33 protein-coding genes are annotated in these 25,480 nt (G+C 68.4%); 15 read left to right on the forward strand and 18 right to left on the reverse strand.

Going from position 1 to position 25,480, the window contains the following annotated elements; translation table 11 throughout:
• Window positions 1-25: 25 nt before the first annotated feature.
• The 7 genes from CLV49_RS03330 to CLV49_RS03360 all read right to left on the reverse strand — a co-directional run bounded on the left by CLV49_RS03330 (window position 26) and on the right by CLV49_RS03360 (window position 4,210).
• Window positions 26-328, reverse strand: coding sequence for a Dabb family protein (locus CLV49_RS03330; protein WP_106562259.1), 303 nt, complete (start codon window positions 326-328; stop codon window positions 26-28).
• Window positions 325-609 (reverse strand): glutaredoxin family protein, encoded by a 285-nt coding sequence (locus CLV49_RS03335; RefSeq protein WP_106562260.1) that lies wholly within the window; start codon window positions 607-609, stop codon window positions 325-327. Before CLV49_RS03335 ends, CLV49_RS03330 begins: the two co-directional genes overlap by 4 nt.
• Window positions 610-648: 39 nt before the next feature.
• On the reverse strand, window positions 649-1,335 hold the full coding sequence (locus CLV49_RS03340; RefSeq protein WP_279432425.1) for a metal-dependent transcriptional regulator: 687 nt from the start codon (window positions 1,333-1,335) through the stop codon (window positions 649-651).
• A 10-nt stretch (window positions 1,336-1,345) separates the two neighbouring features.
• A complete protein-coding gene (locus tag CLV49_RS03345) occupies window positions 1,346-2,242 on the reverse strand; it encodes a metal ABC transporter permease (protein WP_106562262.1) in 897 nt (298 codons plus the stop codon).
• Between the two features lies 1 nt (window position 2,243).
• A complete protein-coding gene (locus CLV49_RS03350) occupies window positions 2,244-3,008 on the reverse strand; it encodes a metal ABC transporter ATP-binding protein (RefSeq protein WP_243696778.1) in 765 nt (254 codons plus the stop codon).
• Complete coding sequence (locus CLV49_RS03355; RefSeq protein ID WP_106562263.1) at window positions 3,005-3,979, reverse strand: metal ABC transporter substrate-binding protein; 975 nt, start codon at window positions 3,977-3,979, stop codon at window positions 3,005-3,007. Before CLV49_RS03355 ends, CLV49_RS03350 begins: the two co-directional genes overlap by 4 nt.
• A 132-nt stretch (window positions 3,980-4,111) precedes the next feature.
• Window positions 4,112-4,210 carry a 30S ribosomal protein bS22 gene (locus tag CLV49_RS03360; RefSeq protein ID WP_003792170.1) on the reverse strand — a complete coding sequence of 33 codons (99 nt, stop codon included), beginning with the start codon at window positions 4,208-4,210 and terminating at the stop codon, window positions 4,112-4,114.
• Between the two features lie 291 nt (window positions 4,211-4,501).
• Here CLV49_RS03360 and CLV49_RS03365 point away from each other — a divergent pair, with 291 nt between their 5' ends.
• A complete protein-coding gene (locus CLV49_RS03365) occupies window positions 4,502-5,005 on the forward strand; it encodes a hypothetical protein (RefSeq protein ID WP_127054533.1) in 504 nt (167 codons plus the stop codon).
• A gap of 18 nt (window positions 5,006-5,023) precedes the next feature.
• On the opposite strand, the gene CLV49_RS03370 is transcribed toward CLV49_RS03365, so the two are convergent.
• On the reverse strand, window positions 5,024-5,242 hold the full coding sequence (locus CLV49_RS03370; RefSeq protein ID WP_106562265.1) for a helix-turn-helix domain-containing protein: 219 nt from the start codon (window positions 5,240-5,242) through the stop codon (window positions 5,024-5,026).
• Window positions 5,243-5,393: 151 nt separating this feature from the next.
• The gene (locus CLV49_RS03375; protein WP_106562266.1) at window positions 5,394-5,831 is read right to left on the reverse strand and encodes an ArsR/SmtB family transcription factor; all 438 of its coding nucleotides are present in this window, start codon (window positions 5,829-5,831) and stop codon (window positions 5,394-5,396) included.
• Window positions 5,832-5,917: 86 nt separating this feature from the next.
• Between CLV49_RS03375 and CLV49_RS03380 the strand changes: the two genes are divergently transcribed.
• Complete coding sequence (locus tag CLV49_RS03380; RefSeq protein WP_106562267.1) at window positions 5,918-7,360, forward strand: TrkH family potassium uptake protein; 1,443 nt, start codon at window positions 5,918-5,920, stop codon at window positions 7,358-7,360.
• Window positions 7,353-8,024 (forward strand): potassium channel family protein, encoded by a 672-nt coding sequence (locus tag CLV49_RS03385; RefSeq protein ID WP_106562268.1) that lies wholly within the window; start codon window positions 7,353-7,355, stop codon window positions 8,022-8,024. The genes CLV49_RS03380 and CLV49_RS03385 overlap by 8 nt, the downstream gene beginning before the upstream one ends.
• Before the next feature lie 83 nt (window positions 8,025-8,107).
• On the opposite strand, the gene proC is transcribed toward CLV49_RS03385, so the two are convergent.
• Window positions 8,108-8,959, reverse strand: coding sequence for a pyrroline-5-carboxylate reductase (gene proC, locus CLV49_RS03390; protein ID WP_106562269.1), 852 nt, complete (start codon window positions 8,957-8,959; stop codon window positions 8,108-8,110).
• A gap of 111 nt (window positions 8,960-9,070) precedes the next feature.
• Here proC and CLV49_RS03395 point away from each other — a divergent pair, with 111 nt between their 5' ends.
• The 4 genes from CLV49_RS03395 to CLV49_RS03410 are packed head-to-tail and all read left to right on the forward strand — an operon-like array spanning window position 9,071 to window position 11,969.
• Window positions 9,071-9,709, forward strand: coding sequence for an SGNH/GDSL hydrolase family protein (locus tag CLV49_RS03395; RefSeq protein WP_106562270.1), 639 nt, complete (start codon window positions 9,071-9,073; stop codon window positions 9,707-9,709).
• A complete protein-coding gene (locus tag CLV49_RS03400) occupies window positions 9,706-10,638 on the forward strand; it encodes an N-acetylglucosamine kinase (RefSeq protein ID WP_106562271.1) in 933 nt (310 codons plus the stop codon). The genes CLV49_RS03395 and CLV49_RS03400 overlap by 4 nt, the downstream gene beginning before the upstream one ends.
• Window positions 10,635-11,378, forward strand: coding sequence for a glutamine amidotransferase-related protein (locus CLV49_RS03405; protein WP_106562272.1), 744 nt, complete (start codon window positions 10,635-10,637; stop codon window positions 11,376-11,378). The genes CLV49_RS03400 and CLV49_RS03405 overlap by 4 nt, the downstream gene beginning before the upstream one ends.
• 57 nt (window positions 11,379-11,435) lie before the next feature.
• Window positions 11,436-11,969 carry a hypothetical protein gene (locus tag CLV49_RS03410; RefSeq protein ID WP_106562273.1) on the forward strand — a complete coding sequence of 178 codons (534 nt, stop codon included), beginning with the start codon at window positions 11,436-11,438 and terminating at the stop codon, window positions 11,967-11,969.
• 86 nt (window positions 11,970-12,055) lie between these two features.
• Here CLV49_RS03410 and tadA read toward each other — a convergent pair whose 3' ends face one another.
• Window positions 12,056-12,529, reverse strand: a complete 474-nt coding sequence (gene tadA, locus CLV49_RS03415) for a tRNA adenosine(34) deaminase TadA (RefSeq protein ID WP_341810880.1) — start codon at window positions 12,527-12,529, stop codon at window positions 12,056-12,058.
• A gap of 45 nt (window positions 12,530-12,574) precedes the next feature.
• Here tadA and upp point away from each other — a divergent pair, with 45 nt between their 5' ends.
• Together upp and CLV49_RS03425 are read left to right on the forward strand one after the other, a co-directional pair.
• Window positions 12,575-13,207: a uracil phosphoribosyltransferase gene (gene upp / locus CLV49_RS03420; RefSeq protein WP_106562274.1), complete on the forward strand. Its 633-nt coding sequence runs from the start codon at window positions 12,575-12,577 to the stop codon at window positions 13,205-13,207.
• A gap of 482 nt (window positions 13,208-13,689) precedes the next feature.
• Window positions 13,690-14,388: a winged helix-turn-helix domain-containing protein gene (locus CLV49_RS03425; RefSeq protein ID WP_106562275.1), complete on the forward strand. Its 699-nt coding sequence runs from the start codon at window positions 13,690-13,692 to the stop codon at window positions 14,386-14,388.
• Between the two features lie 185 nt (window positions 14,389-14,573).
• On the opposite strand, the gene CLV49_RS03430 is transcribed toward CLV49_RS03425, so the two are convergent.
• The 3 genes from CLV49_RS03430 to CLV49_RS03440 form a co-directional block, all read right to left on the reverse strand.
• Complete coding sequence (locus CLV49_RS03430) at window positions 14,574-15,953, reverse strand: L,D-transpeptidase family protein (protein WP_158261894.1); 1,380 nt, start codon at window positions 15,951-15,953, stop codon at window positions 14,574-14,576.
• Window positions 15,954-16,174: 221 nt separating this feature from the next.
• Window positions 16,175-17,074: a DMT family transporter gene (locus CLV49_RS03435; RefSeq protein WP_106562277.1), complete on the reverse strand. Its 900-nt coding sequence runs from the start codon at window positions 17,072-17,074 to the stop codon at window positions 16,175-16,177.
• A gap of 37 nt (window positions 17,075-17,111) precedes the next feature.
• The gene (locus CLV49_RS03440; protein WP_341810879.1) at window positions 17,112-18,260 is read right to left on the reverse strand and encodes an AI-2E family transporter; all 1,149 of its coding nucleotides are present in this window, start codon (window positions 18,258-18,260) and stop codon (window positions 17,112-17,114) included.
• 300 nt (window positions 18,261-18,560) lie between these two features.
• On the opposite strand from CLV49_RS03440, the gene CLV49_RS03445 reads away from it, so the two are divergent.
• From CLV49_RS03445 to CLV49_RS03465, 5 genes are all read left to right on the forward strand, one after another.
• Window positions 18,561-18,812 (forward strand): hypothetical protein, encoded by a 252-nt coding sequence (locus CLV49_RS03445; protein WP_106562278.1) that lies wholly within the window; start codon window positions 18,561-18,563, stop codon window positions 18,810-18,812.
• Between the two features lie 104 nt (window positions 18,813-18,916).
• Window positions 18,917-19,363 (forward strand): MarR family winged helix-turn-helix transcriptional regulator, encoded by a 447-nt coding sequence (locus CLV49_RS03450; protein ID WP_106562279.1) that lies wholly within the window; start codon window positions 18,917-18,919, stop codon window positions 19,361-19,363.
• A gap of 9 nt (window positions 19,364-19,372) precedes the next feature.
• The gene (locus CLV49_RS03455) at window positions 19,373-20,734 is read left to right on the forward strand and encodes a cryptochrome/photolyase family protein (protein ID WP_106562280.1); all 1,362 of its coding nucleotides are present in this window, start codon (window positions 19,373-19,375) and stop codon (window positions 20,732-20,734) included.
• A gap of 146 nt (window positions 20,735-20,880) precedes the next feature.
• Window positions 20,881-21,135 (forward strand): DUF6458 family protein, encoded by a 255-nt coding sequence (locus CLV49_RS03460; protein ID WP_106562281.1) that lies wholly within the window; start codon window positions 20,881-20,883, stop codon window positions 21,133-21,135.
• 170 nt (window positions 21,136-21,305) lie between these two features.
• Entirely contained in the window at window positions 21,306-22,040 is a 735-nt protein-coding gene (locus CLV49_RS03465; RefSeq protein WP_106562282.1) for a DUF1206 domain-containing protein, read from the forward strand.
• 23 nt (window positions 22,041-22,063) lie between these two features.
• Here CLV49_RS03465 and CLV49_RS03470 read toward each other — a convergent pair whose 3' ends face one another.
• Window positions 22,064-22,573, reverse strand: coding sequence for a MarR family winged helix-turn-helix transcriptional regulator (locus CLV49_RS03470; RefSeq protein ID WP_106562283.1), 510 nt, complete (start codon window positions 22,571-22,573; stop codon window positions 22,064-22,066).
• Between the two features lie 111 nt (window positions 22,574-22,684).
• Between CLV49_RS03470 and CLV49_RS03475 the strand changes: the two genes are divergently transcribed.
• Window positions 22,685-23,302 carry an NADPH-dependent F420 reductase gene (locus CLV49_RS03475; RefSeq protein ID WP_106562284.1) on the forward strand — a complete coding sequence of 206 codons (618 nt, stop codon included), beginning with the start codon at window positions 22,685-22,687 and terminating at the stop codon, window positions 23,300-23,302.
• 107 nt (window positions 23,303-23,409) lie between these two features.
• Here CLV49_RS03475 and CLV49_RS03480 read toward each other — a convergent pair whose 3' ends face one another.
• From CLV49_RS03480 to CLV49_RS03490, 3 genes are read right to left on the reverse strand one after another with little or no spacing between them, the layout of a single operon-like run.
• Complete coding sequence (locus tag CLV49_RS03480; RefSeq protein WP_106562285.1) at window positions 23,410-24,162, reverse strand: hypothetical protein; 753 nt, start codon at window positions 24,160-24,162, stop codon at window positions 23,410-23,412.
• Complete coding sequence (locus tag CLV49_RS03485; protein ID WP_106562286.1) at window positions 24,159-25,067, reverse strand: ABC transporter ATP-binding protein; 909 nt, start codon at window positions 25,065-25,067, stop codon at window positions 24,159-24,161. Before CLV49_RS03485 ends, CLV49_RS03480 begins: the two co-directional genes overlap by 4 nt.
• Window positions 25,064-25,423 carry a GntR family transcriptional regulator gene (locus CLV49_RS03490; protein WP_106562287.1) on the reverse strand — a complete coding sequence of 120 codons (360 nt, stop codon included), beginning with the start codon at window positions 25,421-25,423 and terminating at the stop codon, window positions 25,064-25,066. The genes CLV49_RS03485 and CLV49_RS03490 overlap by 4 nt, the downstream gene beginning before the upstream one ends.
• Between the last annotated feature and the right edge of the window lie 57 nt (window positions 25,424-25,480).

The raw sequence follows: 25,480 nt of genomic DNA on the forward strand, positions 1-25,480 counted from the left end.
AATCTTTTTGGTGTGAGAGGGGGGGTCAGAGGGCGTAGTCGATGGAGGCGCGGGACGAGACGACGCTGCGCACGAAGGCCGCGGCCTCCTGGTGGGCCGGGTGCTTCTGGTAGCGGTCGAGCGCATCGAGGTCGGCGTAGTCCGCGACCAGGACCACGTCCGAGTTCTGCTCGGGGTACGCGACGTTCGTCGACACGGTGAGCGACTGGATCTCCTCCACGACTCCCACGAGGGCGCCGAGTCGAGAGGCGATCTCCGCGGCGTGCGCCGCCTTCGTGCCCTCGTCCTGCGCGGTGAGCGTCCACATCACGATGTGACGGATGGTCATCGGTCTTCCTCCATATTCGCGGCGGCCGAGATCGCGGCGGTCAGCCGGTCGGCGTCGACCCGCCAGTAGCAGTGCTGCCGACCGTTCACGAGGACGACCGGGATCATCTCCCAGTAGCGCTCCCTGAGAGCCTCGTCGTCGGCGATCGAGAGCTCCTCGACCGACACGTCCGGCGCCGTCCCGCTCCCACCCAGATCGGCGACGACACGTCCCACGACGGCGCGCGCGTCGTCGCACAGGTGGCAGTCCGGTTTCCCGATGAGGGTGAGGGCGACGGTCATCGCACCAGCCTAGCCAGCCGCCGGCGCCCGACCGCGCGGTCAGTCCTCGTCGCGCAGGACGAAGATCGCCCGAGCCGCGAGCACACCGAGCTCGGTGACCGTCTCGGATCCGTCGTCCACGCGAGCGAGGACGATCACACCGGCGACGTCGACGCGGTCGCGGACGGAGACGCGTGAATCCAGACCGAGTCCGTGTCCGGCCAGGTACCGCAAGAGAGCCGGGTCCTCGTCGGAGATGCGTGCGATGACCCCCGTCCCGCCCACGGCCAGCTCGGTGAGCGCGACGGCATCGGATGACGCGACGCGGCCGTCCCGCCGCGGGATGAGGTCGCCGTGGGGATCGCGGACGGGGAAGCCGAGATCACGGTCGATGCGATCGATGAACGTCTCGGACGCGGCGTGCTCGAGGTGCTCGGCCTCCTCGTGGACCTCGTCCCATCCATAGCCGAGCCGCTCCACGAGATACGTCTCGAGAAGCCGGTGCCGACGCACCATCTGCACGGCGGCCACCCGACCCTCTGCCGTGAGGGTGACCGCTCCGTAGCGCTCGTGCTCGATGAGCCCGTCGGCGACGAGCTTCCTCAGGTTGCCCGACACCGTGGACGTGGCGATCCCCATGCGGGCCGCGATGTCGCCTGCCGTCGCGGGGGCGTCGCTCCACTCCTCCGACTTCCAGATGGCACTGACGAAATCCTGCGCCATTCGCGTCAGTCGGTCGAGATCCACGGTGGCGATTCTACGGCGCGACCGCGATGCGGCCCGCCGCCCGCCGCCGCAGCCGGCGACGGACCGCAGCCACGAGCACGCCATGCCGTGGGCTCGCCAGGAACACGATGACGAAGACGACGCCGTGAGCGAGCACCACCATTCCGCCGGGCGCGACGTCGAGGAAGTAGCTCGCGTATATCCCCGCGACGGCCGCCGCAGCCGCGATCGACGGGGAGATCACGAGCATCGCGGAGAACCGATCGGTCAGGAGATACGCCGTGGCACCCGGGATGATGAGCATCGCGACGACGAGGATCACGCCGACCGTCTGCAGCGCCACGACCGACGTGAGCGCCAGCACCCCGAGCAGCACGGCCCCGAGCAGTCGAGGTGAGAGGCCGATCGCGTGGGCGTGCGTCGGATCGAACGCGAATAGCGTCAGGTCGCGCTGCTTCACGAGCAGCACGGCGGCGGCGACGCCGCCGAGGACGACGATCTGCACCAGATCGCCCGTGCCGATCCCCAGCACGTTCCCGAATACGATGTGGCCGAGATCGGTCTGGCTCGGCGTCACCGACACGAGCACGAGTCCGAGCGCGAACAGCGTCGTGAACACGATGCCGATCGCCGCGTCCTCCTTCACCCTGCTCGTGTCGCGCACGACCCCGATGAGGGCGACGGCGAGGAAGCCGAACACGAGGGCGCCGATCGCGAAGGGCGCACCGACGATGTAGGCGAGGACGACACCGGGGAGCACGGCATGCGACACCGCGTCCCCCATGAGCGACCAGCCGATGAGGACGAGCCAGCAGCTGAGGAGGGCGCAGACGACGGCGGCGACGACCGTCGCGGCGAGGGCTCGCACCATGAAGTCGAACTGGAGCGGCTCGAGGAGCAGCCCGAGCAATCCGTCGAGACCGGCCATGTCAGCCCTCCTCCGCGAGCACGTCGAGTCCGAATGCACGAGCGAGCTGCTCCGGACGCAGCACGTCGCGCGGATCCCCGTGCGCGAGCACCCGCCTCAGGAGCAGCACCGCTTCGTCGCACAGCGCGGGGAGCGCCCGCAGGTCGTGCGTCGAGACGACGATCGTGCGGCCGTCCTCCGCGAGCTCGCGGAGGAGACGACTGATGGTGGCCTCCGAGCGCTTGTCGACACCCGCGAACGGTTCGTCGAGCAGCAGGATGTCCGCACCCTGCGCGATTCCGCGGGCCACGAACGCACGTTTCCGCTGCCCGCCCGAGAGCCGTCCGATCTGCCGGTCGGCGAGTTCCGTGAGCTCCACCCGGTCGAGCGCCTCAGCGACGGCGGCATGGTCGGCCGCTCGCGGTCGCCTCGAGAAGCCCATCCGCCCGTAGCGCCCCATCATGACGACGTCGGCGACGCTCACGGGGAACTGGCCGTCCACATCCTCGTTCTGCGGCACGTAGCCGACGAGGCCGCGCTTTCGCGCCGCAGTCGGCGCGAGGGAGGCGACCGCGACGCTCCCGGAGTCCGGAGTCACGAGACCCATCACCGTCTTGAAGAGGGTGGACTTGCCCGAGCCGTTCATGCCCACGACACCGCAGATGCGACCGGGAGCGATCGAGAGGTGGACGCCCTCCAGCGCGACGACGTCGCCGTACCGGACGGTGACGTCGCGGAGCTCGAGAGCGGCGTCGCGGCTCGGGGCCGGCTCCAGCCGCCCGCTCACGAGTCGCCTCCCGTTCCCGACAGTCCGGCCACGATCGTGCGGACGTCGTGCCGCAGGAGATCGAGATAGGTCGGTACGGGGCCGTCGGGAAGCGACAGGGAGTCCACGTAGAGCACTCCCCCGAAGTCGGCACCGGTCGCACCGGCCACCTGCCGCATCGCGGAGTCCGAGACCGTCGACTCGCAGAAGACGGCGGCGACGTCATTCTCCTTCACGAAATCGATCACGTCGGCTATCTGGCCAGGTGTCGACTGCTGCTCGGCGTTGACCGGCCACAAGTAGGCCTCGGTGAGCCCTGCGTCCCGGGCGAGATAGGAGAACGCTCCCTCGCATGTCACGAGCGCCCGCTGACCGGGAGGAAGCGACTCGAGTCCGGCGGCCAGCTCGTCGTGCACCTCGTCGAGCTTCACGTTGTACGCGTCGCCGTTCGCACGGAAGTCGGCGGCGTGCGCCGGGTCCAGGTCGGCGAACGCCGCGACCATCGCATCGACGTAGTCCCTCGCCTCGAGCGGAGACATCCACGCGTGAGGGTTCGGCCGGCCGGCATACGCGTCCGACGCGATCGGAATGGGGTCCACGTCATCGCTCACCACGGTGTGGGGCACGTCGAGCTCGCCGACGAAGCGCTCGAACCACGATTCGAGCCCGAGTCCGTTGTCGAGGATGAGGTCGGCGTTCGCCGTGACCCGCACGTCCCCGGGGGTCGGCTCGTAGCCGTGGATCTCGGCCCCGACCTTGGTGATCGACTCGACCCGCAGATGCCCACCCGCGACGTTCTGGGCGATGTCGGCGAGCACCGTGAACGTCGTGACGACGACGGGCCGGTCGTCCGCCTCTGGCGCCGGAGCGCATCCGGCAAGCAGGACGAGCACGAGGGCCGCCCCCGGGAGCGCCGCGCGTCGCCGAACACGTCTGCCACGGAACGACGGCCGGCGTCGGAACGCTGTCGTACGTGGAACCGGGGATGGCATGAGTTCATCCTAATGTTCGGCTGATCGATTTACAATGTTCGGGTATCCAAACTTTCTACGATCAGGCCGGAGTGGACGAACGCCAAAAAGCGCCAGGCCATTCGGCCTGACGCTCGTTCGACGCGCGCGACTCTACTTCTTGTTGCGGCGCTGGTGGCGGGTCTTACGAAGCAGCTTGCGGTGCTTCTTCTTCGCCATACGCTTGCGGCGCTTCTTGATAACAGAACCCACGGGTACCTCACTGAAGATCGGAAAGGGCCGCGACAACCGCGACCGGGAAAATGCCTCGGGACAGTCTAGCCGATGCAACTGCATGCTGCGCACAGGTCCGTTCGGGCGAGATCCGGTGACTGACCGGTGCGCCGTCATCCACTATGTTGCCGTGTCCCCCAAACATCCGACTACCGACCCTCCGCTTCGCAGGCCATGATCGAAAGACCAAGGGATCGGGGGATCACCGTGGTCGATGACATCGACGATTGGTGGGTACTGGGCGCTGACCACGGGAGGTCGCGTCTTCAGGTGCAGAGCGCATGGATGGGACGGACGGGGCCCGCAGACTTCCGCCTCCCCGACGGTCGCGACGAGGACGATCTCGTCTCGGACGGCGGATTCGACTCCGCTCCGTTCGCCCTGTGGTTCGAGCCCCTCCTCGGCGGCATGCTCATGGGCGACATGATCGCGGCGAACGGCGCCGGCTACAAGATCGTGTCCCAGCGACTCATCGACGCTCTCGACGAACTGGACGTCGTCGGTTTCCTCTCGGCGCCGGCCGACCTCCGAACCCGCGCCGGCCTGCCGATCTCCGGATACCACCTGCTCCACGCCCTTCCGCACTCGCACGGACACGAGGTGCGACCCTTTCTCGGAGACCTGCCGCACGTCTGGCTTTTCGAGGTGAGCGGGCGCGTCCATCGAGAATTCGTCCGACGCGGGATCGACGATCTCCAGAGTCGACCTACGCGTGTCGCTCACGAGAGCGCACGCCGACTCGTCAGCGATCCTGCTGCACTCGACGCGCTCTGATCCCGAGCAGGCAGGGACTCAGGCGGAATGCTCGCCGAGGTCCGAGGCCGAACCGATGACAGGGTTGTTCAGGACCGCGAGCACCGCGGACTCCGGCACGCGGAACGAGCGCCCGAAGCGGATCGCCGGCAGCTCCCCCGAGTGGACGTGACGGTAGACGGTCATCTTCGAGACCCGCATCATGTCGGCGACTTCGGCGACCGTGAGGAAGCGTGCGTCGGACAGTTCGTTGCTCAAGAGGGCCTCCCCAGGACATCGGATCCGCCGGACGACGGAGAAAGCCGTTCCCAGGTGCGGGAGCGACCGATGTGAATGATGATCACCTTAGTAAGCGGCGCGCGGGAAAGCCACGCTCCCAAACGCGGGGGACCATCGAAGGGACCAGCCCTCAGGGCCGCAGTTTCTTGCCGACAGCCTGCACAGCCGACGTGACCCGGTGCGTCGTGTCGGCGAGCGAATGTCCGATCGCATCGGCCACGTGGCGCGCCTGGTCCGGGAGGCTCGCGACCATCTGCCTCGCCTGCTCCGCGGGATCGAAATCCGCGCTGAGGAACGGGATCAACCAGTCCTCCACCGACTCGAGGGGCGTGTAATCGAGGCTGTAGAAGCGGTGCTGCCCCTCCTCCCGCACGGACACGAGGCCGGCCTCCCGCAGCACCTTGAGGTGCTTCGACACCGTGGGCTGACTGAGCCCGAGCTGGGCCACGATCTCCGAGACGCTCGTGCCGGGCTGCACACCCTCGATCCCCGGCTCGAACCCGTCGAGCAGCACCTGGAGGATGTCGCGACGCGTGGGGTCAGCGATCACGGTGAAGATATCGGCCATCCCACCAGGCTAGTGAGTCGAGAGACGGAGTACCATGACATTCGTTTCGCTCGGCTCCGAGCCGAATCCACGCACCGGGAGCACCCATGGCACTCAAGGGCGACCTCCGTCGCTCCCCGATCGCGCACCGGTCTTTCTGGGCCGGCGTGCGCGACCGGGTGAACGACTTCACCGGGAGCTCCCCGTCGCGGTTCGCGATCCTCGTGTTCACGTTCCTCATCCTGGTGTTCACTCTGCTCTTCAGCATGCCGGCCGCGACGGTCGCCGGGGAGCGCACGGACCTGGCCGACGCGTTCTTCACCGCGGTCTCCGTGATCTGCGTGACGGGTCTCGCGACGGTCGACATGGCGACCCACTGGTCCCTGGTCGGCCACATCTTCATCTACGTCGGCGTGCAGATCGGCGCCGTCGGCGTGCTCACGCTCGCCTCCATCCTGGGCCTCGCGATCTCACGAAAGCTCGGCCTGCGCGCGAAGCTCATGGCAGCGAGCGACTCCAACCCGATGCGGGCGCACCACGGTCCCGTCTCCGAGAGCCAGGCGGTGCGCCTCGGCGAGGTCGGAAACCTCCTCGTGACCGTGGCGCTCAGCCTCGTGGTCATCGAAGCGGGAGTCGCGGCTCTGCTCTTCCCACGCATGCTCATCGACGGGATCCCCCTCTGGGACGCCATCTGGAACAGCTTCTACTACTCGGCCATGGCCTTCACGAACACGGGATTCACCCCGAACGCCGAAGGACTCGCCCGGTTCGAGAACGACTACTGGTTCCTCTCCATCCTCATGATCGGCGTGTTCCTCGGCGCCGTCGGCTTCCCGGTGATCTACGCACTCCAGAAGCAGCTCCTGCGCCCGCGGCTGTGGTCGCTGCACGTGAAGCTCACGGTCGTCACGACGCTCCTGCTCCTCGTACTCGGGGCCGTCGCCTTCATCGTCCTCGAGTACGACAATCCGAAGACGTTCGGGACCCTCAACGCCTCCGACACGGTCTTCCAGTCGCTGTTCCTCTCGATGATGACGAGGTCCGGCGGGTTCGCGACCATCGAGATCCCCGATCTCAACGGCTCGAGCCTCCTCGTCGCCGACATGCTCATGTTCATCGGAGGCGGGTCCGCGTCGACCGGCGGGGGCATCAAGGTGACGACGATCGCCGTCCTGTTCCTCTCCGCCGTCGCCGAGGCGAAGGGCAACCCGGACATGGAGGCGTTCGGGCGCCGCATCCCCGGCGACGTCTCGCGCGTGGCCGTGAGCGTCGTGCTCTGGGGCGCGACGATCGTCGCTCTCTCCACGGTGACCCTCCTCCACATCACGAATGCTCCGCTCGACTACGTGCTCTTCGACGTCATCTCTGCGTTCGGTACCGTGGGGCTCTCGACCGGCCTCACGGGCGACCTCCCCGAGTCGGGCAAGGTGGTGCTCGCGATGACGATGCTCCTCGGGCGCGTTGGTACAGTGACACTCGCAGCCGCCGTGGCCGCGAGTCAGAGATCGAAGCTGTTCAGACGCCCAGAGGAGAGGCCGATCGTTGGTTGATCGCATCAAGCACGACGCACCCGTCCTCGTGATCGGCCTCGGCCGTTTCGGAGCGGCATGCGCCGGCGAGCTCGACCGCCTCGACCGCGAGGTTCTCGCGATCGACGAGGACATGGGTCTCGTCCAGAAGTGGTCTGAGCGCATCACCCACACGGTGCAGGCAGACGCCCGCAACATCGAGGCCCTCAAGCAGATCGGCGCGCAGGAGTTCTCGATCGCGGTCGTCGCGGTCGGTTCGTCCATCGAGGCGAGCGTGCTCATCACCGCGAACCTCGTCGACCTCAAAGTCCCCCAGATCTGGGCGAAGGCCGTCTCGCAGTCGCACGGCAAGATCCTCGCCCGTGTGGGAGCCAACCACGTGATCTACCCCGAGGCCGAAGCCGGGGAGCGCGTCGCCCACCTCGTGAGCGGGCGCATGCTCGACTTCATCCAGTTCGACGACGACTTCGTCCTCGTGAAGATGTATCCGCCGAAGCCGATCCGCGGCCTGAACCTCACGGAGAGCGGTGTGCGGACGAAGCACCGCATCACGGTCGTCGGTGTGAAGAGCCCGGGAAAGCCGTTCACCTATGCCACGGCGGACACCGTCGTGTCGAACCACGACCTCATCATCGTCTCCGGCACCTCGGCCGACATCGAACGTTTCGCCGCGCTCGACTCCTGACCCCGTCTCTCACCCCAAAAAGATTCGGATACAGCATCGAATTTCGTGCTGCATCCGAATCTTTTTGGGGTATTGGAGGGGGGTCAGGAGGGGGTGGGGGCGGCGAGTTCGCGGGAGCGGGCGAGCGCCGCGTCCGTCGCCTCCGTGAAGGTGCGCTCCAGTCCCGCCGCCTCGAGCACTGCGATGGCCCGTTCGGTCGTCCCCTTCGGACTCGTCACCTGGATGCGCAGCTCCTCAGCCGTCTTGTCGGACGAGACGAGGAGCTCGGCCGCTCCGAGGAACGTCTGCGACACGAGGAGGTCGGCCTCTTCCGGCGTGAAGCCCTTCCCGATGGCGGTGCGCGTGAACTCCTCGATCAGGTAGAACACGTAGGCGGGGCCCGAGCCCGAGATGGTGCTGAGGGCGTCGAGCTTCGACTCGGGCACCTCGAGCACCGCTCCGACGGTCTCGAAGACGGAACGCACCACGGCGAGGTCCTCGGCGCTCGAGCGCGAACCGGCCGAGACGCCGGCGAGACCGCGCCCGACGATCGACGGGGTGTTCGGCATGGAGCGGATGACGGAGACGTGCTCCGGCAGGATCTCTTCGAACGTCGCGACGGTGACCCCGGCGGCGACGCTCACCACGATCGTTCCCGGCGCGAGGACGTCGGCGATCTCGCGGAGAAGATCGGGCACCATCGCCGGCTTGACCGCGACGAGCACGATGGCGGCCCCCGCCGCCGCTCGCCGGTTCGCGTCCGGATCGTCCGAGAGGGCGAGCGACGTGACCCCGGGAAGCTGCGCAAGGGCTTCGGCCTTCTCGCGTGAACGGTTCGTCACGGTGATGCCGCCGTCGACCTCGACCTCTGGCCGCACGAGACCCGTCAGGATGGCACCCCCCATCGAGCCGGTTCCGAGGATCGCGATGCGGGGAAGTCTCGTCGGGGTAGCCATTCCTCCATCCTAGAGACGCGGCCCCCTCCGGCCGCGTGGAGGGGCCAGGAGGCGATATCGTGACTCGGTGGCGGCGAGCGCCGCCTCATCGACGAGGAGACGACACCAACGATGGCCATCACGATCGGACACGGCACGCGCGTGCTCTTCACCGGTGACAGCATCACCGACGCCGGTCGGCGCGACGGCGTCGGCGACGGGCTCGGGGACGGCTACGTCCGACGACTCGCCGACTCTCGGGAGTTCGACGGCGTGGACGTCGTGAACACGGGTGTCGGCGGCGACAGGGTCGTGGACCTCCTCGCGCGTCTCTCCGACGATGTCCTCGCGCACCGCCCCGATGTCCTCTCGATCCTCGTCGGGATCAACGACACCTGGCGTCGCTACGACGACCACGACGAGACGAGCGTCGAGGACTTCACCTCCCGCTACCGCACGCTGCTCACGGCCGCGAGAGAGGCAGGCTTCGCCCTCGTGCTCGTCGAGCCGTTCGTCCTCCCGGTGCTGCGCGCGCAGAAGATGTGGCGAGAGGACCTGGATCCGAAGATCGAGGCCGTCCGGGCGCTCGCAGCCGAGTTCGACGCCGTGCTCGTGCCCGCCGACGTCGAGCTCGGCCGGCTCGCTGCGGAGAGGGGAGCCCCCTCACTCGCCGAGGACGGCGTCCATCCCACGCCGGAGGGGCACGACGCCCTCGCCGCGCTCTGGCTCCGCACGGTGCTCAGCACGGACGACGAGGAGGTCGGCGCATGACCGGCAACAGACTCGCCGTCGACGGTGGGCAGACCGGCACACGGCTGCGCCTGACGGACCCGAGCGGTGCCGTGCTCGAGGAACACGAGGCACCGGGAGTCCTCACGGACCGCCCGATCCTCCCGCAAGTGGCCGCGTTCGCGACCGAGCTGAGCGAGCGCTCCGGCCGTCCCGTCGGGGAACTCGCGCTCGGGCTCTCCGGCCTCACGCCGGCGGCCTCCCGGCCCGACGTGCTCCTCGCCGCTGTCGCTCCCCTCGGGGTTCGGCGGGTCGCACTCGCGCACGACTCCGTGAGCGGCTACCTCGCGGCGAACGGTACGGCGACGGGCGCGATGCTCGCCGTCGGCACCGGGGTCGTGATCCTCGCGGTCTCCGAGACCTCCGTGGCGAAGGTCGACGGATGGGGGTACCTCGTCGGAGATGTCGGGAGCGGGTTCTGGATCGGCCGGAGCGGGCTCGATGCCGCCATGCGCGCGTTCGACGGACGCGGAGAGCCGACGGTCCTCGAAGCGGCGGCGCGCGACCGATTCGGTGCCCTCGACGAGCTCTACATGGTGATCCAGGGTGACGAGCGACGGGTCTCGATCGTCGCCTCCTTCGCACGGACGGTGATCGAGTCGGCCGCGGCCGGCGACGTCGTGGCCTTGCGCGTCGTGCGCGCTGCGGCAGCCGAACTGGCGCACTCCGCCACGACGGCCCTCCGGCGCACGGGCTGGGTGCCCGGTACACCGACGCGGGTCGGCGCCGTCGGCGCACCCGTCACCCGCTCCGCCCTCATGAAGGGGGCGCTCGCCGCCGCGCTCGCCACCGAGGCGCCGGGCGCGCAGCTCGCCTCGCCTCTCGGCGAACCCATCGATGGGGTGGCTGCCCTCCTGGACGTCGCTCCTCGCTCGCCGCTCGCCGCTTCCATCCTCGTCGCCTCCGCATGATGCGGGCTCTCGCGATCCGACACTTCGATGCGGGCGGGCTGGGAAACCTCGAGCCCGTCCTCGTCGAGCGCGGCTACGACGTGACCGTCATCGACGCGACGGCCGCGTCCGTCACCGCCGCGGCGCACGAATCGTGGGACCTCGTGGTGGTGCTCGGCTCGGAGCACGCCGTGTACGAGGACCACGACTACATCGCCCCCGAGCTCGACCTCGTTCGCGACCGGCTCGAGCGGGAGGCTCCGACGCTCGGGATCTGTTTCGGGGCCCAGATCATGGCCGCAGCAGCCGGAGGATCGGTGCACCGTGGGGCCGCCGGGTCGGAGATCGGCTTCGCCGTCGTCGAGCCTTCTGATGCCGGGCTGTCCTCGCCGCTCCGCCACGTCGTCGGCGTGCCCGTCTGCGAGTGGCACGGGGACACGTTCACGCTTCCGCCGTCGATCTCGTCGCTCGCGAGCACCGGACGCTACAGCAACCAGGCCTTCTCGGTCGGCGCCACCGCCTTCGCGGTGCAGTTCCATCCGGAGCTCACCCCGTCGATGTTCGACAGATGGATCGCCGAGGGCCTCGGGAGCCTCGCGACGGAAGGCGTCGACCCCGAGTGGCTTCGGGCCGAGGGCGCAGCCCACCTCGAAGCGGCCACCGCAGCCTCTCGCCGGATGTTCGGGGAGTTCCTCGACGGCCTGCCTCCCGTGAGGGCGAACGCAGAGGGGATGCCTGGCGACCTGTCGGCGACCCGATAGGCCGCTCATAGCCGCAGCGCTCACGATGTTCTCCGACCCCATCACACGGAGGACAACATGACGACGAACACCAGCCGCATCGGCGGCGATGACGACACCCGCGCACAGTCGGATCGCCCGGCGCAGGACACCGAGGTCCATGGCTCGCCGACTCACGGTGAGCCGGTAGCGGCCCCCGACGCCCAGAGCCAGAGCGCCCAGGGCCAGAGCGCCCAGGCGAACGACCCACAGGCGCACACGGCTCAGGCGCAGACAGGCCAGGCGTACCCCGGCCAGCCGTACCCCGGCCAGGCGTACCCGGGCCAGGGATACTCCGAGCAGAGCACCCCGCCCTGGCCGACACCGGCCCCACCCTCGCCCCGGAAGCGTAGGAAGGCACTCGCGATCACGGGCATCGTCGTGGGAGCCCTCGTGCTCCTCGGCGGCGCCTTCGGAGGAGGGGTCGCCGTCGGGACGTCGCTCCGACCGGGGCCCGGCCAGTTCTCGGAGCAGATGATGCCGGGTGGTGGGCAGTTGCCGCAGCCCCCGAGCCAGGACGGAAGCGGCGAGCTCCCGGGAGACGACGGGTCGACGGACGGTTCCTCGTCCTGACGCGAGGGCCCGGGGCTCGAGGGCCCCGGGCTCGCTGGCTCCGGGCTCGGTGGCTCAGGGCTCGAGGGGCTCAGGGCTCGAGGGGCTCAGGGCTCGAGCGGCCGCTCACCGCGGAAGAACCGGGTGAGCAGCCGCGAGCACTTCTCCTCCTCGACTCCCCCGAACACCTCGACGCGGTGGTTGAGTCGGCGGTCCCTCACGAGATCGAAGGCCGACCCGGCAGCTCCGGCCTTGTCGTCCCACGCCCCGAACACGAGCCTCTCGACGCGAGCCGCGACGATGGCGCCGGCGCACATGACGCACGGCTCGAGCGTGACGACGAGGGTGGCGCCCTCCAACCGCCAGTCGCCCGTGGCGGCCGCGGCCTCCCGGATCGCGAGCAGCTCCGCGTGGGCGGTGGGATCGTGTTCCGCCTCCTTGCGATTCCGGCCGAGCCCGATCGTGCGTCCGTCGGCGTCGATCACGACGGCTCCGACGGGCACATCGCCTGTCACGAGCGCGGAGGAGGCCTCCGAGAGGGCCACACTCATCGCCGCGCGCACCTGCTCGTCGACCGTCACGATGTGCATCCTTCCGCGACGAGGTGAACCGGTAGGTTAGAGCCTATGCGAGTGCATGTTGCCGACCACCCCCTCATCACCCACAAGCTCACCGTGCTGCGGGACAAGAGGACGCCAGCTCCCGTCTTCCGGGCGCTCACCGAAGAGCTCGTCACGCTGCTCGCCTACGAGGCCACGCGGAACGTCCGGACCGAGACGGTCACGATCGAGACGCCCGTGACCGAGACGGAGGGCCTCGAGATCAGCCGGCCCCGCCCGCTCGTCGTGCCCATCCTCCGCGCCGGCCTCGGCATGCTCGACGGCATGGTGAAGCTCCTGCCCACGGCCGAGGTGGGTTTCCTCGGCATGGTGCGCAACGAGGAGACCCTCGAGCCGACGACGTACGCCGAGCGCCTCCCCGACGACCTCTCTGACCGTCAGTGCTTCGTCCTCGATCCCATGCTCGCCACGGGTGGTTCCCTCGGAGCCGCTATCGAGTTCCTCTTCGATCGTGGAGCGGTCGACGTCACCGCCATCTGTCTCCTCGCCGCCCCTGAGGGCGTCGCGGCGCTCGAGAAGGCGACGGAAGGGCGCGACGTCACCATCGTGCTCGGTTCGCTCGACGAGCGTCTCAACGAGAACGGCTACATCGTGCCCGGACTGGGCGACGCAGGCGACCGCCTGTACGGCCTCGTCTGACCCTCCGAGAGTTCTCCTCGACTCCGGATCCGCAAGCGAAGGACCTTCACGCTGAGCGCGGCCGCTTCCGGCCTATCGCAGAATCCTCGCATCGCGCCATCCTGATCGCAGAACCTGCGCTCTGACGCAATCTTTCGTCACCTTGTGCAATGAATTGACACACATCCACGCCGCTGTGTTTAATCATCCACATGACTGACAACGCGTATGTCCTGAGCTCCTTCGAGCCTCATCGGACTGCCGGCATGATGATGGCCGGCCGCGTCGCCACCTGTTGTCGAATGTGCCGCTGATCCCGCGCCACTCGCCGTCCGGCCACACGCCGGGCCTCCGTGGATCCGCTTCCGGGTCCGCCGTCGAGCCACTCGCCCTCTCGGGGCAGGTCCGACACCCTCGAGCCGCTCTGCGGCTCCCGAGCCTCACCAGCAGGTGACGACGCTCGGTTCGACAGGTCGAACACCTCATCATCAAGGACTTCTCTCATGACTCTCGCCCACATCGACGCGCACCCCTCCTTCGAGCAGCAGCTCGAACGCCAGCCGTCCCGCCGCCTGAGCGCCGTCCCCGCCGGAGCCGAGGCGCGCGGTTTCGTCCTCTACGTCGGCGTCGACGAGGCCAAGGCCGCCGCCGCGGGCACCGATCTCGGTGCGCTCGTGCAGGCTCTCAAGGCCCTCGCAGCCGACCTCGTCCCCGCGTCGGAGACCTACGCGGCCGTCGCCCTCGCACCGGAAGGCGTCGGGGGTCGTGACGTGGACGTGGTGCGTCTCGCCCTTCAGGAGCCCGCCGCCCTCGCCCGCCACCGCAACGTGGACGACGAGGAGACGACGGAGCTCGACCGTGCGCACGCCGGCGTCGTCATCGACATCTCGCGCAAGCGCGTCGTTCTCGACAACGAGGTGGCTCAGCTCACCTACAAGGAGTTCGAGCTCCTGCAGTTCCTCGTGCTGCGCGAGGGACGTACCGTGGGTCGCAGCGAGCTCATCGACTCCCTGTGGAGCGCGACCGACGAGGACGGCATCCCCAACGAGCGCACGATCGACGTGCACGTGCGTCGCCTGCGATCGAAGCTCGGCCGCTACGAGGACATCGTTCGCACGGTGCGCGGCGTCGGCTACCGCTTCGACCGTCACGCAGACGTGTCGATCCGTCACGCGTCGACCCCGTCACCCGACCTCTTCTAGAGCCGGAACAACGCAACGCGGCAGGACCCCTCGGGTCCTGCCGCGTTCTGCGTTGTTCGGCCTCGAGTATCGCGTCAGCCCCCATCGTGGGCCCTCGCGACCCCGCGTCACTCCTGAACCCTCGCGACCCGCGTCAGTCCTGAACGCTCGCGCCCCGCGTCAGTCGTGGACGCTCGCGCCCCGCGTCAGTTGTGGACGGAGACCTCGGTGCCGACCTGGGCGAAGCGGTAGACGGCCTCAGCGGCGCTGATGGGGAGGTTGACGCAACCGTGGCTCATCATCGCCCCTGCACCGAAGTTGCTGTGCCAGTACGTGCCGTGGAGGCCCTGGTCGCCGTTGAAGTAGGTGACCCACGGGACGTTCTTCGTGCAGTAGCTGTAGCCGGTGACGCATCCCATGTCCTGCTTGGTGAGCTGCGCGTACACCCGGAAGTTGCCGTTGTCCGTCGGCGTCGCCGGCTTGCCGATCGCCATCGCGTAGGTCGCCACGAGCTTCTCGTTCTCGTAGAGACGCGTCACACCGTCGCTCTTGTCGACGTCGATTCGGCGGTAGAGCTCGATCGTCTTCGAGGTCTGCACCTCCACGTCCAGCTCGTAGGCGCCGTTGCCGGACGCGAGGCTCTCGGCGAAGCCGTCGGCGACACCGTCGAGCGTCGCGAGCTGCCAGCCGTCCTGGCCCTCCTGGATCGTACGCAGGTGCTTGCCGGCGGAGTCGGTGACGATGCGCTCGTCGACCGCGTCACGGTTGACCGTCTCACGCAGGGGACGGACCACCTCGTCGAGGGCCGCGCGGTCGACCGTCACGGTGAACGCGTCACCCTCCGGGGCGACCGTGAGCCACGACGCCACAGTGGCCGGGTCGAGGCCCACGGTCTTCTCACCGTCGATGTAGAAGCCCGCTTCGGCGATCATCGTGTTGAGGGAGTCGACCTCGGCCTGGGCCGTCGCCGTGGTGATCGCCGCGTCGATGGAACTCGTGACCGGTGTGACCGTGACGGCGTCGCCGCCATCCGTCAGCGCGGCGGAGATGCTCGTGGCGAGCGCCTCCACGTCCACGCCCGTCCCGGTGACCGCATCGACGACCGTGTAGGTCTTCGACCCGTCGTCGAAGGAGACGCCGGCGTCGGTCGGCTCCACGTAGAGGTCGGGGACGGCGCTCTCGAGCGCAGCAGTGGCGGTGGCCTCGTCGATCTGCACATCCAGTGGGAGCGAACCGGCGTTCCAACTGGTCACGTTCCACAGCGGGTGCTGATCGTGCGCCATTTGCGCGACGGCCTCTGCGTCGACGGTCAGGCCGAGATCGGCGCCCGTGAGCGTGACGTCACCGCCGTCGTCCACGAGGGTGACCTCGAGGGACGCGAGGGACTCGGAGACGGAGTGCGCTGCAAGCGCGCTCGTGCGGAAGCCCATGTCTGCCCCCGCGGCGCTCACCCCCGGCGCGACGAGCACGAGCGACGCGACCGTCGCTGCGACGGCGAGCACGCCACCCGGGATCCCGAGCCACAGCCCGAGATGCCTCTTCTTGCGTGCCGGCTCAGCCGGCGCCCATTCGAGCTTTTCCACCACGTTGATTCCCCTAACACACGCCGACGAAGCGGCGGAGACCATCCATTTATGGTAAGCGGCGGGAGGGCACGACGTCACGCGAACATCTCACGAATCAGCCACGATTTCCGTGAACTTCCGAGGAACGTCGCGTCCACGTCCCCTACATGGGGCACATTCGGGGCCCATCGGATGGGGATCGTCCGGTTCCGGACGAGGAGCTCCGACGAACACCGAGCAGCTCACACGACGTCGCGATGCTCCGCATCGCCGTGGCGGGCGAGGGTCCACACGCCGTAGCCCGCCATCGCCCCCGCAAGCAGGAAGATGATGATCGCGTAGAAGGGGGCGGCGGCCGCCTCACCCAGCACGACGATGCCGAGGCCCACGGCGACGATCGGGTCGATCACCGTGAGTCCTGCGACGACGAGTGACGCCTTGCCGGAGAGGTACGCCTTCTGCACGAAGAACACGCCGAGCCCGAGAGTCGCTCCGAGCGCGATGATGCAGACGATCGAGAGCCACTCGAAGTTGCCGGTGATCACGCGGTTGATGACGACCTTCGCAAGGGTCACGACGAAGCCGTAGAGCACACCGGCCGCGACGATGTAGAACGGGGCGCGCAGCGTGGAGTGACGCTTGGCGTAGAGGAAGACGGCCACGGCGTAGACCACGACGAGGAGCCCCAGGATGATGAGCAGCTGCGGCTCGCGGATCGGTTCCTCGTGGGCGAAGATCGCGGCGGCCGTGACGAAGATCGCGATGCCGCCTACGCACAGCGCGATCGATCGGATCTCGACGCGGTCGAGACCGCGCTTCGCCTCCATGGCGCCGAGGAGCGCCGTGATGACGAGGGCGATCGCGCCGAGAGGCTGCACGACGATGAGCGGCGCGAAGCCGAGGGCCGTGAGCTGCAGCACGACGGCGGATCCGAGCAGGAGAGTGCCGATGAGCCACGACGGACGCCTGAGCAGCAACGGGAGCTGCCGGATGCCGAACCCCTCCCCGACGGTCGAGGCCTTCCCCACACCCTTCGACTGATAGTGCGTGCCGAGGGCGAGCAGCACCGCCGCGAGGAGGGCGATCGGAATACCGATGGCCTGGTACGGGGTCACCGACGGGATGAGGTCATCCTCGATCATTCACAGTCCTCACGTGGAAACGGGCACTCCGGCGATTCTACGAAGCGGCGACCGGTGGAGGTGATGTCTTCGCGTCCTGACTGGGGAAGACGACCTTCTGGATGATGATGATGGCCGAGGCCGCGATCGGGATGGCCACGAGCGCGCCGAGCACGCCGCCGAGGGCTCCACCGGCCACGGCCGCGATCACCACGACGGCGCCCGGTACCGAAACGGCCCTGTTCATGATCCGCGGGCTCAGCACGTACGCCTCGATCTGCATGTAGATCAGGTAGTAGATGCCAGCGACGAGCGCCGTCGTCGGCGAGTTGAAGAAGCACAGGGCCGTGATGACGATGGACGCCGACAGCGTTCCGACGAGCGGGATGAGCGATCCGATGAAGGCGAGCAGCGCGAGGAGGGCCGGGAGCGGACCCTGGATGATCGAGAGGAAGATGAAGCTCAGGATTCCGTTGACGAGGGCAAGGCTCACCTGGCCCATGACGTAGCGGCCGACGGCCCCCGTCACCTGGTCGGTGACGTCCGCGAACGCCTCGCGACGGTAGGCGGGGACGAAGCGGTACAGCGCGCGCTTCATGCTGCGCAGCGAGCCGAGGAAGTACAGCGTGAGGATCGTGACGATCGTGACCGCCGTGATCCCCGAGGCGACCCCCGCGCCGACGGCGACGATCCCGCCGCCGATCGAGAGGAGGTTGCTCGGGTCCTGGATGAACGACAGGGCACTGTTGACGGCATCCTGGAAGCCATCGCCGAACATGTTCTCGAGGTTCCCGTACCAGTCGCTCGCGAGGATGTCGTCGACGTATCCGGGGATCTCGTTGATGAGGTTCGCGGTCTGCTGGACGAGGATCGGGATGATCGCGAAGAGGATCCCCGCCACGGCGAGGAGCGCCCCGAGGACGACGATCGCGATGGCGGCCGGTCGCGGCAGCTTCTTCTCGATGAGCGACACGAGCGGGTCGAGGCCGAGCGCGAGGAACAGCGCGAGCCCGACGTAGACGAGCACCGTCGACAGCTGGGTGACGATGCTGCCGATCACGAGGGCGAGCAGCACACCCAGTCCGCCGAGGAGCCCCATCCTGAACGCGTTGATGCGCACGATCGGCATGGGGCCGTAGCCGTCGGCCTTCACCGTGGTGACGTCGATGCGGGCCTTGTCGTGCGAATGCCCGAACGGGTTTCTCATGGTGGCGTCCTTCCGATCGTCCCCATGATCCCCTACTCGGACTGCCACGAGGGGACCTTGCGGTCGTGGCGCGGCACGCATGCACCGGTGCTTTCTGAGAACGGTCTGAAGTTTTTCCATGGAGCACTAGCCGCCGTTACCGTTCCGTTATATATTCATGGAGCGGAAGTTGTTTTGCTGTGGCGGCTCCCGCGAATGTGATTGCAGGACACTCTTGGTGCAAGGGGTAACGGGCCGGTCGGAAGCCTCTCCGACCGGCCCCTTCTGCGTGGTCCTCGCCTCTCCGCGTAGCCTGAAGGCATGGCGGAACCACGAGACGACGAGAGCGGCATCACGATCCTGCGGGACGCCGGTGGGGCGATCGCCTTCGGAATCGGCCTGCTTCTCATCGCCGGGGGTCTCCTGCTCGCCGTGCTCGGGCTGTCCGGCGCGTCGACGATCGTCGGCCAGGGCGTCACTCCCGTTGTGCTCGGACCCCTCACCGCACTCGTCGGGATCGTCGTGGGCGCGTGGGGACTCGTCGCGCTCTACCGGCGCCTGACCAGCCGCTGACCAGCCGCCGACCCGGGACTCGCGCGATCCCGGCCTCACGCGAGCCGCGCACACGAGCGATCCTCGCAAACCCTAGGCTTATGTCGAGGGAAGGATGAGGACGAATGGCTTCGACGTCGACGGCGGTCACCGCGTGGGAATCGCTCTTCCGCGCCCAGGTGGGCGTCATGCGCACGCTCGAGGCCGAGTTCCCCACCGACCTCCTCTCCCTCAACGAGTACGACGTGCTGTTCAACCTGTCCCGCCAGGACGATCGCAGTGCGCGGCTGCGCGACATCAACGACCTCGTGCTCATCAGTCAGCCGAGCGTCTCCCGCCTCGTCGACAAGCTCATGAAGCGCGGGCTCGTCGAGAAATGTCCTGATGCGCGCGACGGTCGCGGAACGATCGTCCGACTCACCGACGAGGGGTATGCGCTGTACCGCCAGGTGGCCCTCCTGCACGTCAAAGTGATCTCGCGCGTCATGTCCACCGGACTCGACGACGAGGATCTGTCAACCCTCACGGCCCTCACGGACCGGATCAACCGGGGTCTCGACACCCCGTCATAGGCTGACGGGATGGCCACGCCTTCCCTCGTCTGGTACCGCGACGACCTCCGCGTCGCAGACAATCCCGCACTCACAGCCGCCATTGCGCACGGCGGCCCCGTCGTCGCCCTCTACGTGCTCGACGAGGAGTCCGACGAAGGGCGCGCCCTCGGCGGGGCGGCGAAGTGGTGGCTGCACAAGAGTCTCGAATCGCTCACTGCGGACCTCGCGGACCTCCAGGTGCCGCTCGTACTCCGGCGCGGACCGGCGGAGGCCGTCGTCACGGGCCTCGTCGAAGAACTCAGCGTCGACGCTGTCTTCTGGAACCGCCGCTACGGCGCGGAACGCCACATCGACGAACGCATCAAGTCCGCGCTGCGCGAGGCCGACATCGAGGCGACGAGCTTTCCCGGCTTCCTGCTCAACGAACCGTGGGACATCCAGACGGGGGCGGGCACTCCGTACTCCGTGTACACACCCTTCTGGCGAGCGACTCTCGACCGGATCTCCCACCACCCGATCCCCGAGCCGCTCTCCGTGCCGGAACGCGCTGCGGCGCGCGCCGAGGCCGTGGACGGCGACGACCTCTCGGACTGGGACCTCCTCCCGACCTCACCCGATTGGGCCGGCGAGATCGCCGAACGCTGGACACCGGGCGAGGACGCGGCGCACGAGAGGCTCGCGGAATTCGCCGACACCGAGCTGCGGGACTACCTCCACGGCCGGAACCACCTCGATGTGGACGAGACCTCGCGCCTCTCGCCACGGCTGCGCTGGGGCGAGCTCTCCCCCCGCCAGGTCTGGCACGCGGTGAGCCCGGCGACGCACCGGACGGAGGCTGCACGCTCCTTCCGCTCAGAGCTCGGGTGGCGCGACTTCGCGTGGCACTCCCTCTATGTGCGCCCCGATCTCCACGAGAACAACTGGCGTGCGGACTTCGACGCGTTCCCGTGGCCGCCGCTCGACGAGGACGCCCTCGAGGCCTGGAAGCGCGGCCGCACGGGAGTCGCCCTCGTCGACGCCGGCATGAACGAGCTGTGGCGGACGGGCACGATGCACAATCGCGTGCGCATGGTGGTCGCCTCGTTCCTCACGAAGAACCTGCTGATCGACTGGCGCATCGGCGAGAAGTGGTTCTGGGACACGCTGGTGGACGCCGACGCGGCGAGCAACCCCTTCAACTGGCAGTGGGTGGCGGGCAGCGGAGCCGACGCCGCTCCGTACTTCCGCGTGTTCAACCCGGAGCTGCAGCGCTCGAAGTTCGACGGCAACGGCGGATACGTGAACAGGTGGGCGCCCGACGCCGATGCGCCCGACGCGCCCGAGCCGATCGTGGACCTCAAGGAGTCGCGCCGCCGGGCGCTCGACGCGTACCAGTCCATCCGGGGCTGAGCGGAGCCGTCGCGCCGCACGAGTACGGAGCCTCGGCCCCTCGCAACCCCCCGACAGGGCGGACGCCGTCCCCTACGGTAGGGGTCGGTCGACGCGCGACCCGCGCGGACAGACCATCCAACGGGACCCCCCGAGAGGACACCATCATGAGTATCGGTTTCGGAATCTTCCTGTTCGTCGTCGGCGCGATCCTGACGTTCGCGCTCAACATCACCGTCGACTGGGTGAACCTCGACCTCGTCGGTTACATCCTGATGGGCGCGGGCGTCGTCATCACGATCATCGGCATCGCCCTGCTCGCTCGCCGTCGTCGCACGGTCACGACGGAGCGCAGCGGCGTCGACCCGGTTGCCGGCGAGCGCGTCACGCGCCGCTCCACGGAAGCCGACCCGCTCCCCTGAGCATCGCCTTCCATCGGTAGAGCACCCTGAGCAGTCGCCGCGGCACCACCAGAGCCGCCGTCATCGACGCGGCCCTCGCGCCCTTCCAGGCGAGCGGGCCGCGTCGTCGTCGTCTCAAGAGGCGCGCCAAGAAGATCAACGACAGCCCGGCCGTCTGGGCGGCGGCCCGCGTGGGGCTCGTCGCGAACGGCCTCGTGCACGTTCTCATCGGTGGGATCGCCGTGGGCGTGGCGTTCGGAGCGGGCGGGGACGCCGGCCAGTCCGGCGTGCTCAACGCGATCGCGACGACGCCCGGCGGATTCCTGGTGCTGTGGGTCGCGGCGATCGGATTGTGGGGGCTCGCGATCTTCCAGCTGACGGACGCCGCGTGGGTCGGAACGCGCGACCCTGCGAAGATCGCCTACCGTCGCACCAAGGCGCTCGGCAAGTCGCTCGGCTTCGCCGGCATCGGGCTGCTCGCGGCCTTCATCGCCCTGGGCGGTCGGTCCGACGGCGATTCCACGGCTCAGCGCTTCAGCGAATGGGCCCTCGACTCCCCCGTCGGCGGTGCGATCCTCGTGATCACCGCACTCCTCATCGGCGCCTTGGGTGTCGGCTTCGGACTCCGGGGCGTGAACCGCACGTTCCGGGAGGACCTCTCCACGCCCTCGGGGGCGCTCGGCGCGGCTGTGACCGTTGTGGGCGTCGTCGGCCACGTCGCCAAGGGCATCTCGTTCCTGCTCGTGGGCGGACTCCTCCTCTCCGCCGCGATCGTCGCAGACCCGCAGAGAGCAGGGGGCCTCGACGGCGCGTTGAGCGCAGTGCGGGACCGGCCGTACGGGCCGGCCCTCCTCCTGGTGATCGCCGTCGGGCTCATCGCCTTCGGCGTCTACCTCGGAGCTCGGGCGCGGTACTTGCGCCGCTGACCATCGCTTCGCGGGGTCCCGGATCAGTCCGTCGAGCCGCCCGCTGCCGACTCGGCACGCCTCGTCGGGAAGCCCGCAGGCGGATCGAGCGTCGCGAGGATCGCGGCGCTCGCCTCGCCGAGTGCGCGCAGCTGCTCGGGTGAGAGCGCATCGATCACTCGACGGCGCACCTCGCCCACGTGCCCGGGGGCTGTCGCGACGACCTTCTCCCACCCCTCGGCGGTGAGCCGCGCGTTGGTCGCTCGCTTGTCGGAGGGGCACGGTACCCGTTCGACGTAGCCACGCTGCTCGAGGCGCTTCACAACGTGGGACAGGCGGGGAAGGGTCGCGTTCGTCGCTCCCGCGAGTTCGGTCATCCGGAGGGTGCGGTCGGGGGCTTCGGAGAGCTGGGCGAGGAGGAAGTACTCGTAGTGGGAGATCCCCGCGTCTGCCTGGAGCTGAGCGTCGAGGGCGCCGGGGAGCAGCTCGACCACGGCGACGAAGGAGAGCCAGCTGTCGAGCTGCTCGGGCGTGAGCCAGTTCGGCTGCGTCATCGTGGACTCCTTCGCGGCACCTGTTCGAGCGCATCCCGAACGATGATTGACGCTTCAACTATACCGGTGCTAACTTACTTGTAGCTTCAACCATCTAGGAAAGGAATCGACATGACGTCGTTCAGCATCATCGGAACCGGGAACATGGCACGCGCGATCGCGGGGGTCGTCTCCTCCGGCGGGGCGGACGTCCAGGTCATCGCCCACAGCGACCCCGCGTCGGTCGCCCCGATCGACGGAGCCCGCGTCGACGCTCACGGCACCGCGCTCACGGGCGACGTCGTCGTACTCGCCACCCCCTTCGGCGCGATCGACGACATCGTCTCCACGTACGGCGAGCAGCTCGCAGGGAAGACCGTCGTCGACATCTCGAACCCCGTCGACTTCGCCACCTTCGATTCGCTCGTCGTGCCCGCCGGGTCGTCGGCCGCCGCGGAGATCGCCGCCACGCTCCCGTCCTCGTCCGTCCTGAAGGCGTTCAACACGAACTTCGCCGCGACGCTCGCCACGAAGTCCGTCGACTCCCTCGCCACGACAGTGCTCGTCGCCGGCGACGACGCCGATGCGAAAGTCGCCCTCGTCGCGGCCGTCGAGGCCGGTGGCGTGCGGGCGATCGACGCCGGCTCCCTCAAGCGCGCGGTCGAGCTCGAGGCCCTCGGGTTCCTGCAGCTCACCCTCGCGGCCGGCGAGAAGACGTCCTGGACGAGCGGCTTCGCCCTCGCCCGCTGACCCATCCCCTCCCTCCCTCACACCAAAAAGATCGCGATACACCATGGGGTTCCGTGGTGTATCGCGATCTTTTTGGGGTCTTCGGGGTTTTTTGCGGGGGCGGGGGGTCAGGAGCGGGGGGTGGCGCGGCGGATGACGAGGTAGCCGCCGACGGCGCACAGGAGAGCCGCGACCAGAACACCGCTGAAGACGCCGGTGACGGTGAACGTGGCCACCCACGCCCACACGTCGTCCCAGCCGCCCGCGAGGCCGATGACGAGGCCGACGCCGAGCAGCACCGCGGCGAGCGCGACGGCCGCCGCCAGGACACCGACCACCCGCCAGCGCATGTAGAGCGTCGTCGCCGCGGCGCCGACGAAGAACACGAACATCTGCAACGCGAAGGTGGAGAAGAAGTCCTGGTACCAGGGTCCGATCCCGTACCAGAGCGAGTCGAACATATAGGTGCCCGTCCACCAGTGGTCCGTGAGCTTCTCGAGCTGCACCAGGATGGTGAAGGCTGCCGCGTTGACGAGCGACAGCACCGCGAAGAGCACGGACGTCCCGATCCAGAAGTCGCGCCGCGTCACGCCGAAACCGAGGGCGAACGGGAACGTCATACCCACGGCCTGGACGCCCACGACCACGAGGTACCACTGCGGCGAGAGCACGGCCCAGCTGTAACGCATGCCGTCCGTGTCCTCGCCGCTCAACGTGATGAGCGCCGCGATCGCGACACTCACGGCGAACGCGATCCCCACGATGAGCCAGGGGATGCCGATGAACACCGACGGTGCGGCGAGATGAAGCCGTACGATGCGCCAGATCCGATCGGAGCGGGATGGCGCGGTCGGGGTGAGCGGGACGGTTGCGGTGGTCATGCGACGACCTCCTTCTCTGCGGAGAGATCGGTGCCCGTGAGGTGCACGATGAGTTGCTGCAGGGAGACGGGTGCGAGCTCGAGACCGAGCTCGCGCGCCTCACGGCGCTGGAGGGTGTCGAGCGCCCCCGTGAACGTGACGGACGCGAGCCCGCCGATTCCGTCCCGCCCGATGATCTCGCGCCCGGCGACGAAGGACTCGACCGCCTCCCGCTTCCCGGCGACGGTCGTGGCCGAGCCGCGGACCTCTTCGGCGTCGGCGTCGATGAGCACGCGACCCCGATCGATGAGAACGATGTGTTCGAGCAGGTTGCTGACCTCGTCGATGAGGTGCGTCGACAGCACGATCGTGCGCGGGTGCTCGGCGTAGTCGGCGAGCAGACGATCGTAGAAGGTCGCCCGCGCCACCGCATCGAGGCCGAGGTAGGGCTCGTCGAAGAATGTCAGTGGCGCCCGCGAGGCCAGTCCGACGATCACGCCGACGGCGGAGAGCTGACCGCGGGAGAGCTTCTTGATCGGTCGATTCAGGGGGAGCCGGAACTCGGCGACGAGCTCGTCTGCGAGTTCATGGCTCCACTTCGGGAAGAAGAGGGGCGCGCTCTCGAGAACGTGCTTCGGCTTGAACGAATCGGGGTACTTCTGCGATTCGCCGATGAAGCAGACGCGGCTCAGCACGTCGACGTGCTCGGCCGGCGCACGACCGAACACCTCGAGCCGGCCGCCGTCGGGGAAGATCTGACCCGTCAGGAGCTGCATGATGGTGGTCTTGCCTGCACCGTTCCGGCCGAGCAGCCCGTAGATGCGGTTCTCCTCGAGGGAGAGATCGATGCCGTCGAGCGCGGTGAATGAGCCATAGGTCTTGGTGAGACCGCTTGCGCGGACCACGGGGGGCGCCGTATCGGTCATGAGTGGTTTCCTTCCGTGCGGATCATGTCGGAGAGCTGGGTGGCGGAGATGCCGAGTTTGGCTGCCTCCGTCAGGAGTGGGCGGACGTACTCGTCCGCGAAACGGGTGCGGCGACGCTCGACGAGCATGTCTCGTGCTCCGGTGCTGACGAACATCCCGATCCCTCGCTTCTTGTAGATGACCCCGTCCTCGACGAGGCGGTTCACGCCTTTTCCGGCCGTGGCCGGGTTGATGCGGTGGAACGCGGCGAACTCGTTGGTGGAGGGGATCTGGCTTTCCTCGGGGAGCCGACCCTCGATGATGTCGTTCTCCACCTGTTCAGCGATCTGGATGAAGATGGGGCGTGATTCGTCCATCGTCACCTCCGCCTCGTTGGTTCATTACTCATGTAACTAACCAACCAGGCTTGATCG

Origin of the sequence: Labedella gwakjiensis (assembly GCF_003014675.1) — a bacterium.
In the GTDB taxonomy this organism is placed as follows: Bacteria; Actinomycetota; Actinomycetes; order Actinomycetales; family Microbacteriaceae; genus Labedella; species Labedella gwakjiensis.

Excerpts from the sequence above, each read along its gene's own strand:
- CLV49_RS03330 (WP_106562259.1), bottom strand. The coding sequence starts at position 328 with ATGACCATCCGTCACATCGTGATGTGGACGCTCACCGCGCAGGACGAG.
- CLV49_RS03335 (WP_106562260.1), bottom strand. The coding sequence starts at position 609 with ATGACCGTCGCCCTCACCCTCATCGGGAAACCGGACTGCCACCTGTGC.
- CLV49_RS03345 (WP_106562262.1), bottom strand. The coding sequence starts at position 2,242 with ATGGCCGGTCTCGACGGATTGCTCGGGCTGCTCCTCGAGCCGCTCCAG.
- CLV49_RS03355 (WP_106562263.1), bottom strand. The coding sequence starts at position 3,979 with ATGCCATCCCCGGTTCCACGTACGACAGCGTTCCGACGCCGGCCGTCG.
- CLV49_RS03375 (WP_106562266.1), bottom strand. The coding sequence starts at position 5,831 with ATGGCCGATATCTTCACCGTGATCGCTGACCCCACGCGTCGCGACATC.
- CLV49_RS03380 (WP_106562267.1), top strand. The coding sequence starts at position 5,918 with ATGGCACTCAAGGGCGACCTCCGTCGCTCCCCGATCGCGCACCGGTCT.
- proC (WP_106562269.1), bottom strand. The coding sequence starts at position 8,959 with ATGGCTACCCCGACGAGACTTCCCCGCATCGCGATCCTCGGAACCGGC.
- CLV49_RS03395 (WP_106562270.1), top strand. The coding sequence starts at position 9,071 with ATGGCCATCACGATCGGACACGGCACGCGCGTGCTCTTCACCGGTGAC.
- CLV49_RS03400 (WP_106562271.1), top strand. The coding sequence starts at position 9,706 with ATGACCGGCAACAGACTCGCCGTCGACGGTGGGCAGACCGGCACACGG.
- CLV49_RS03405 (WP_106562272.1), top strand. The coding sequence starts at position 10,635 with ATGATGCGGGCTCTCGCGATCCGACACTTCGATGCGGGCGGGCTGGGA.
- CLV49_RS03410 (WP_106562273.1), top strand. The coding sequence starts at position 11,436 with ATGACGACGAACACCAGCCGCATCGGCGGCGATGACGACACCCGCGCA.
- upp (WP_106562274.1), top strand. The coding sequence starts at position 12,575 with ATGCGAGTGCATGTTGCCGACCACCCCCTCATCACCCACAAGCTCACC.
- CLV49_RS03425 (WP_106562275.1), top strand. The coding sequence starts at position 13,690 with ATGACTCTCGCCCACATCGACGCGCACCCCTCCTTCGAGCAGCAGCTC.
- CLV49_RS03435 (WP_106562277.1), bottom strand. The coding sequence starts at position 17,074 with ATGATCGAGGATGACCTCATCCCGTCGGTGACCCCGTACCAGGCCATC.
- CLV49_RS03440 (WP_341810879.1), bottom strand. The coding sequence starts at position 18,260 with ATGAGAAACCCGTTCGGGCATTCGCACGACAAGGCCCGCATCGACGTC.
- CLV49_RS03445 (WP_106562278.1), top strand. The coding sequence starts at position 18,561 with ATGGCGGAACCACGAGACGACGAGAGCGGCATCACGATCCTGCGGGAC.
- CLV49_RS03450 (WP_106562279.1), top strand. The coding sequence starts at position 18,917 with ATGGCTTCGACGTCGACGGCGGTCACCGCGTGGGAATCGCTCTTCCGC.
- CLV49_RS03455 (WP_106562280.1), top strand. The coding sequence starts at position 19,373 with ATGGCCACGCCTTCCCTCGTCTGGTACCGCGACGACCTCCGCGTCGCA.
- CLV49_RS03460 (WP_106562281.1), top strand. The coding sequence starts at position 20,881 with ATGAGTATCGGTTTCGGAATCTTCCTGTTCGTCGTCGGCGCGATCCTG.
- CLV49_RS03470 (WP_106562283.1), bottom strand. The coding sequence starts at position 22,573 with ATGACGCAGCCGAACTGGCTCACGCCCGAGCAGCTCGACAGCTGGCTC.
- CLV49_RS03475 (WP_106562284.1), top strand. The coding sequence starts at position 22,685 with ATGACGTCGTTCAGCATCATCGGAACCGGGAACATGGCACGCGCGATC.
- CLV49_RS03480 (WP_106562285.1), bottom strand. The coding sequence starts at position 24,162 with ATGACCACCGCAACCGTCCCGCTCACCCCGACCGCGCCATCCCGCTCC.
- CLV49_RS03485 (WP_106562286.1), bottom strand. The coding sequence starts at position 25,067 with ATGACCGATACGGCGCCCCCCGTGGTCCGCGCAAGCGGTCTCACCAAG.
- CLV49_RS03490 (WP_106562287.1), bottom strand. The coding sequence starts at position 25,423 with ATGGACGAATCACGCCCCATCTTCATCCAGATCGCTGAACAGGTGGAG.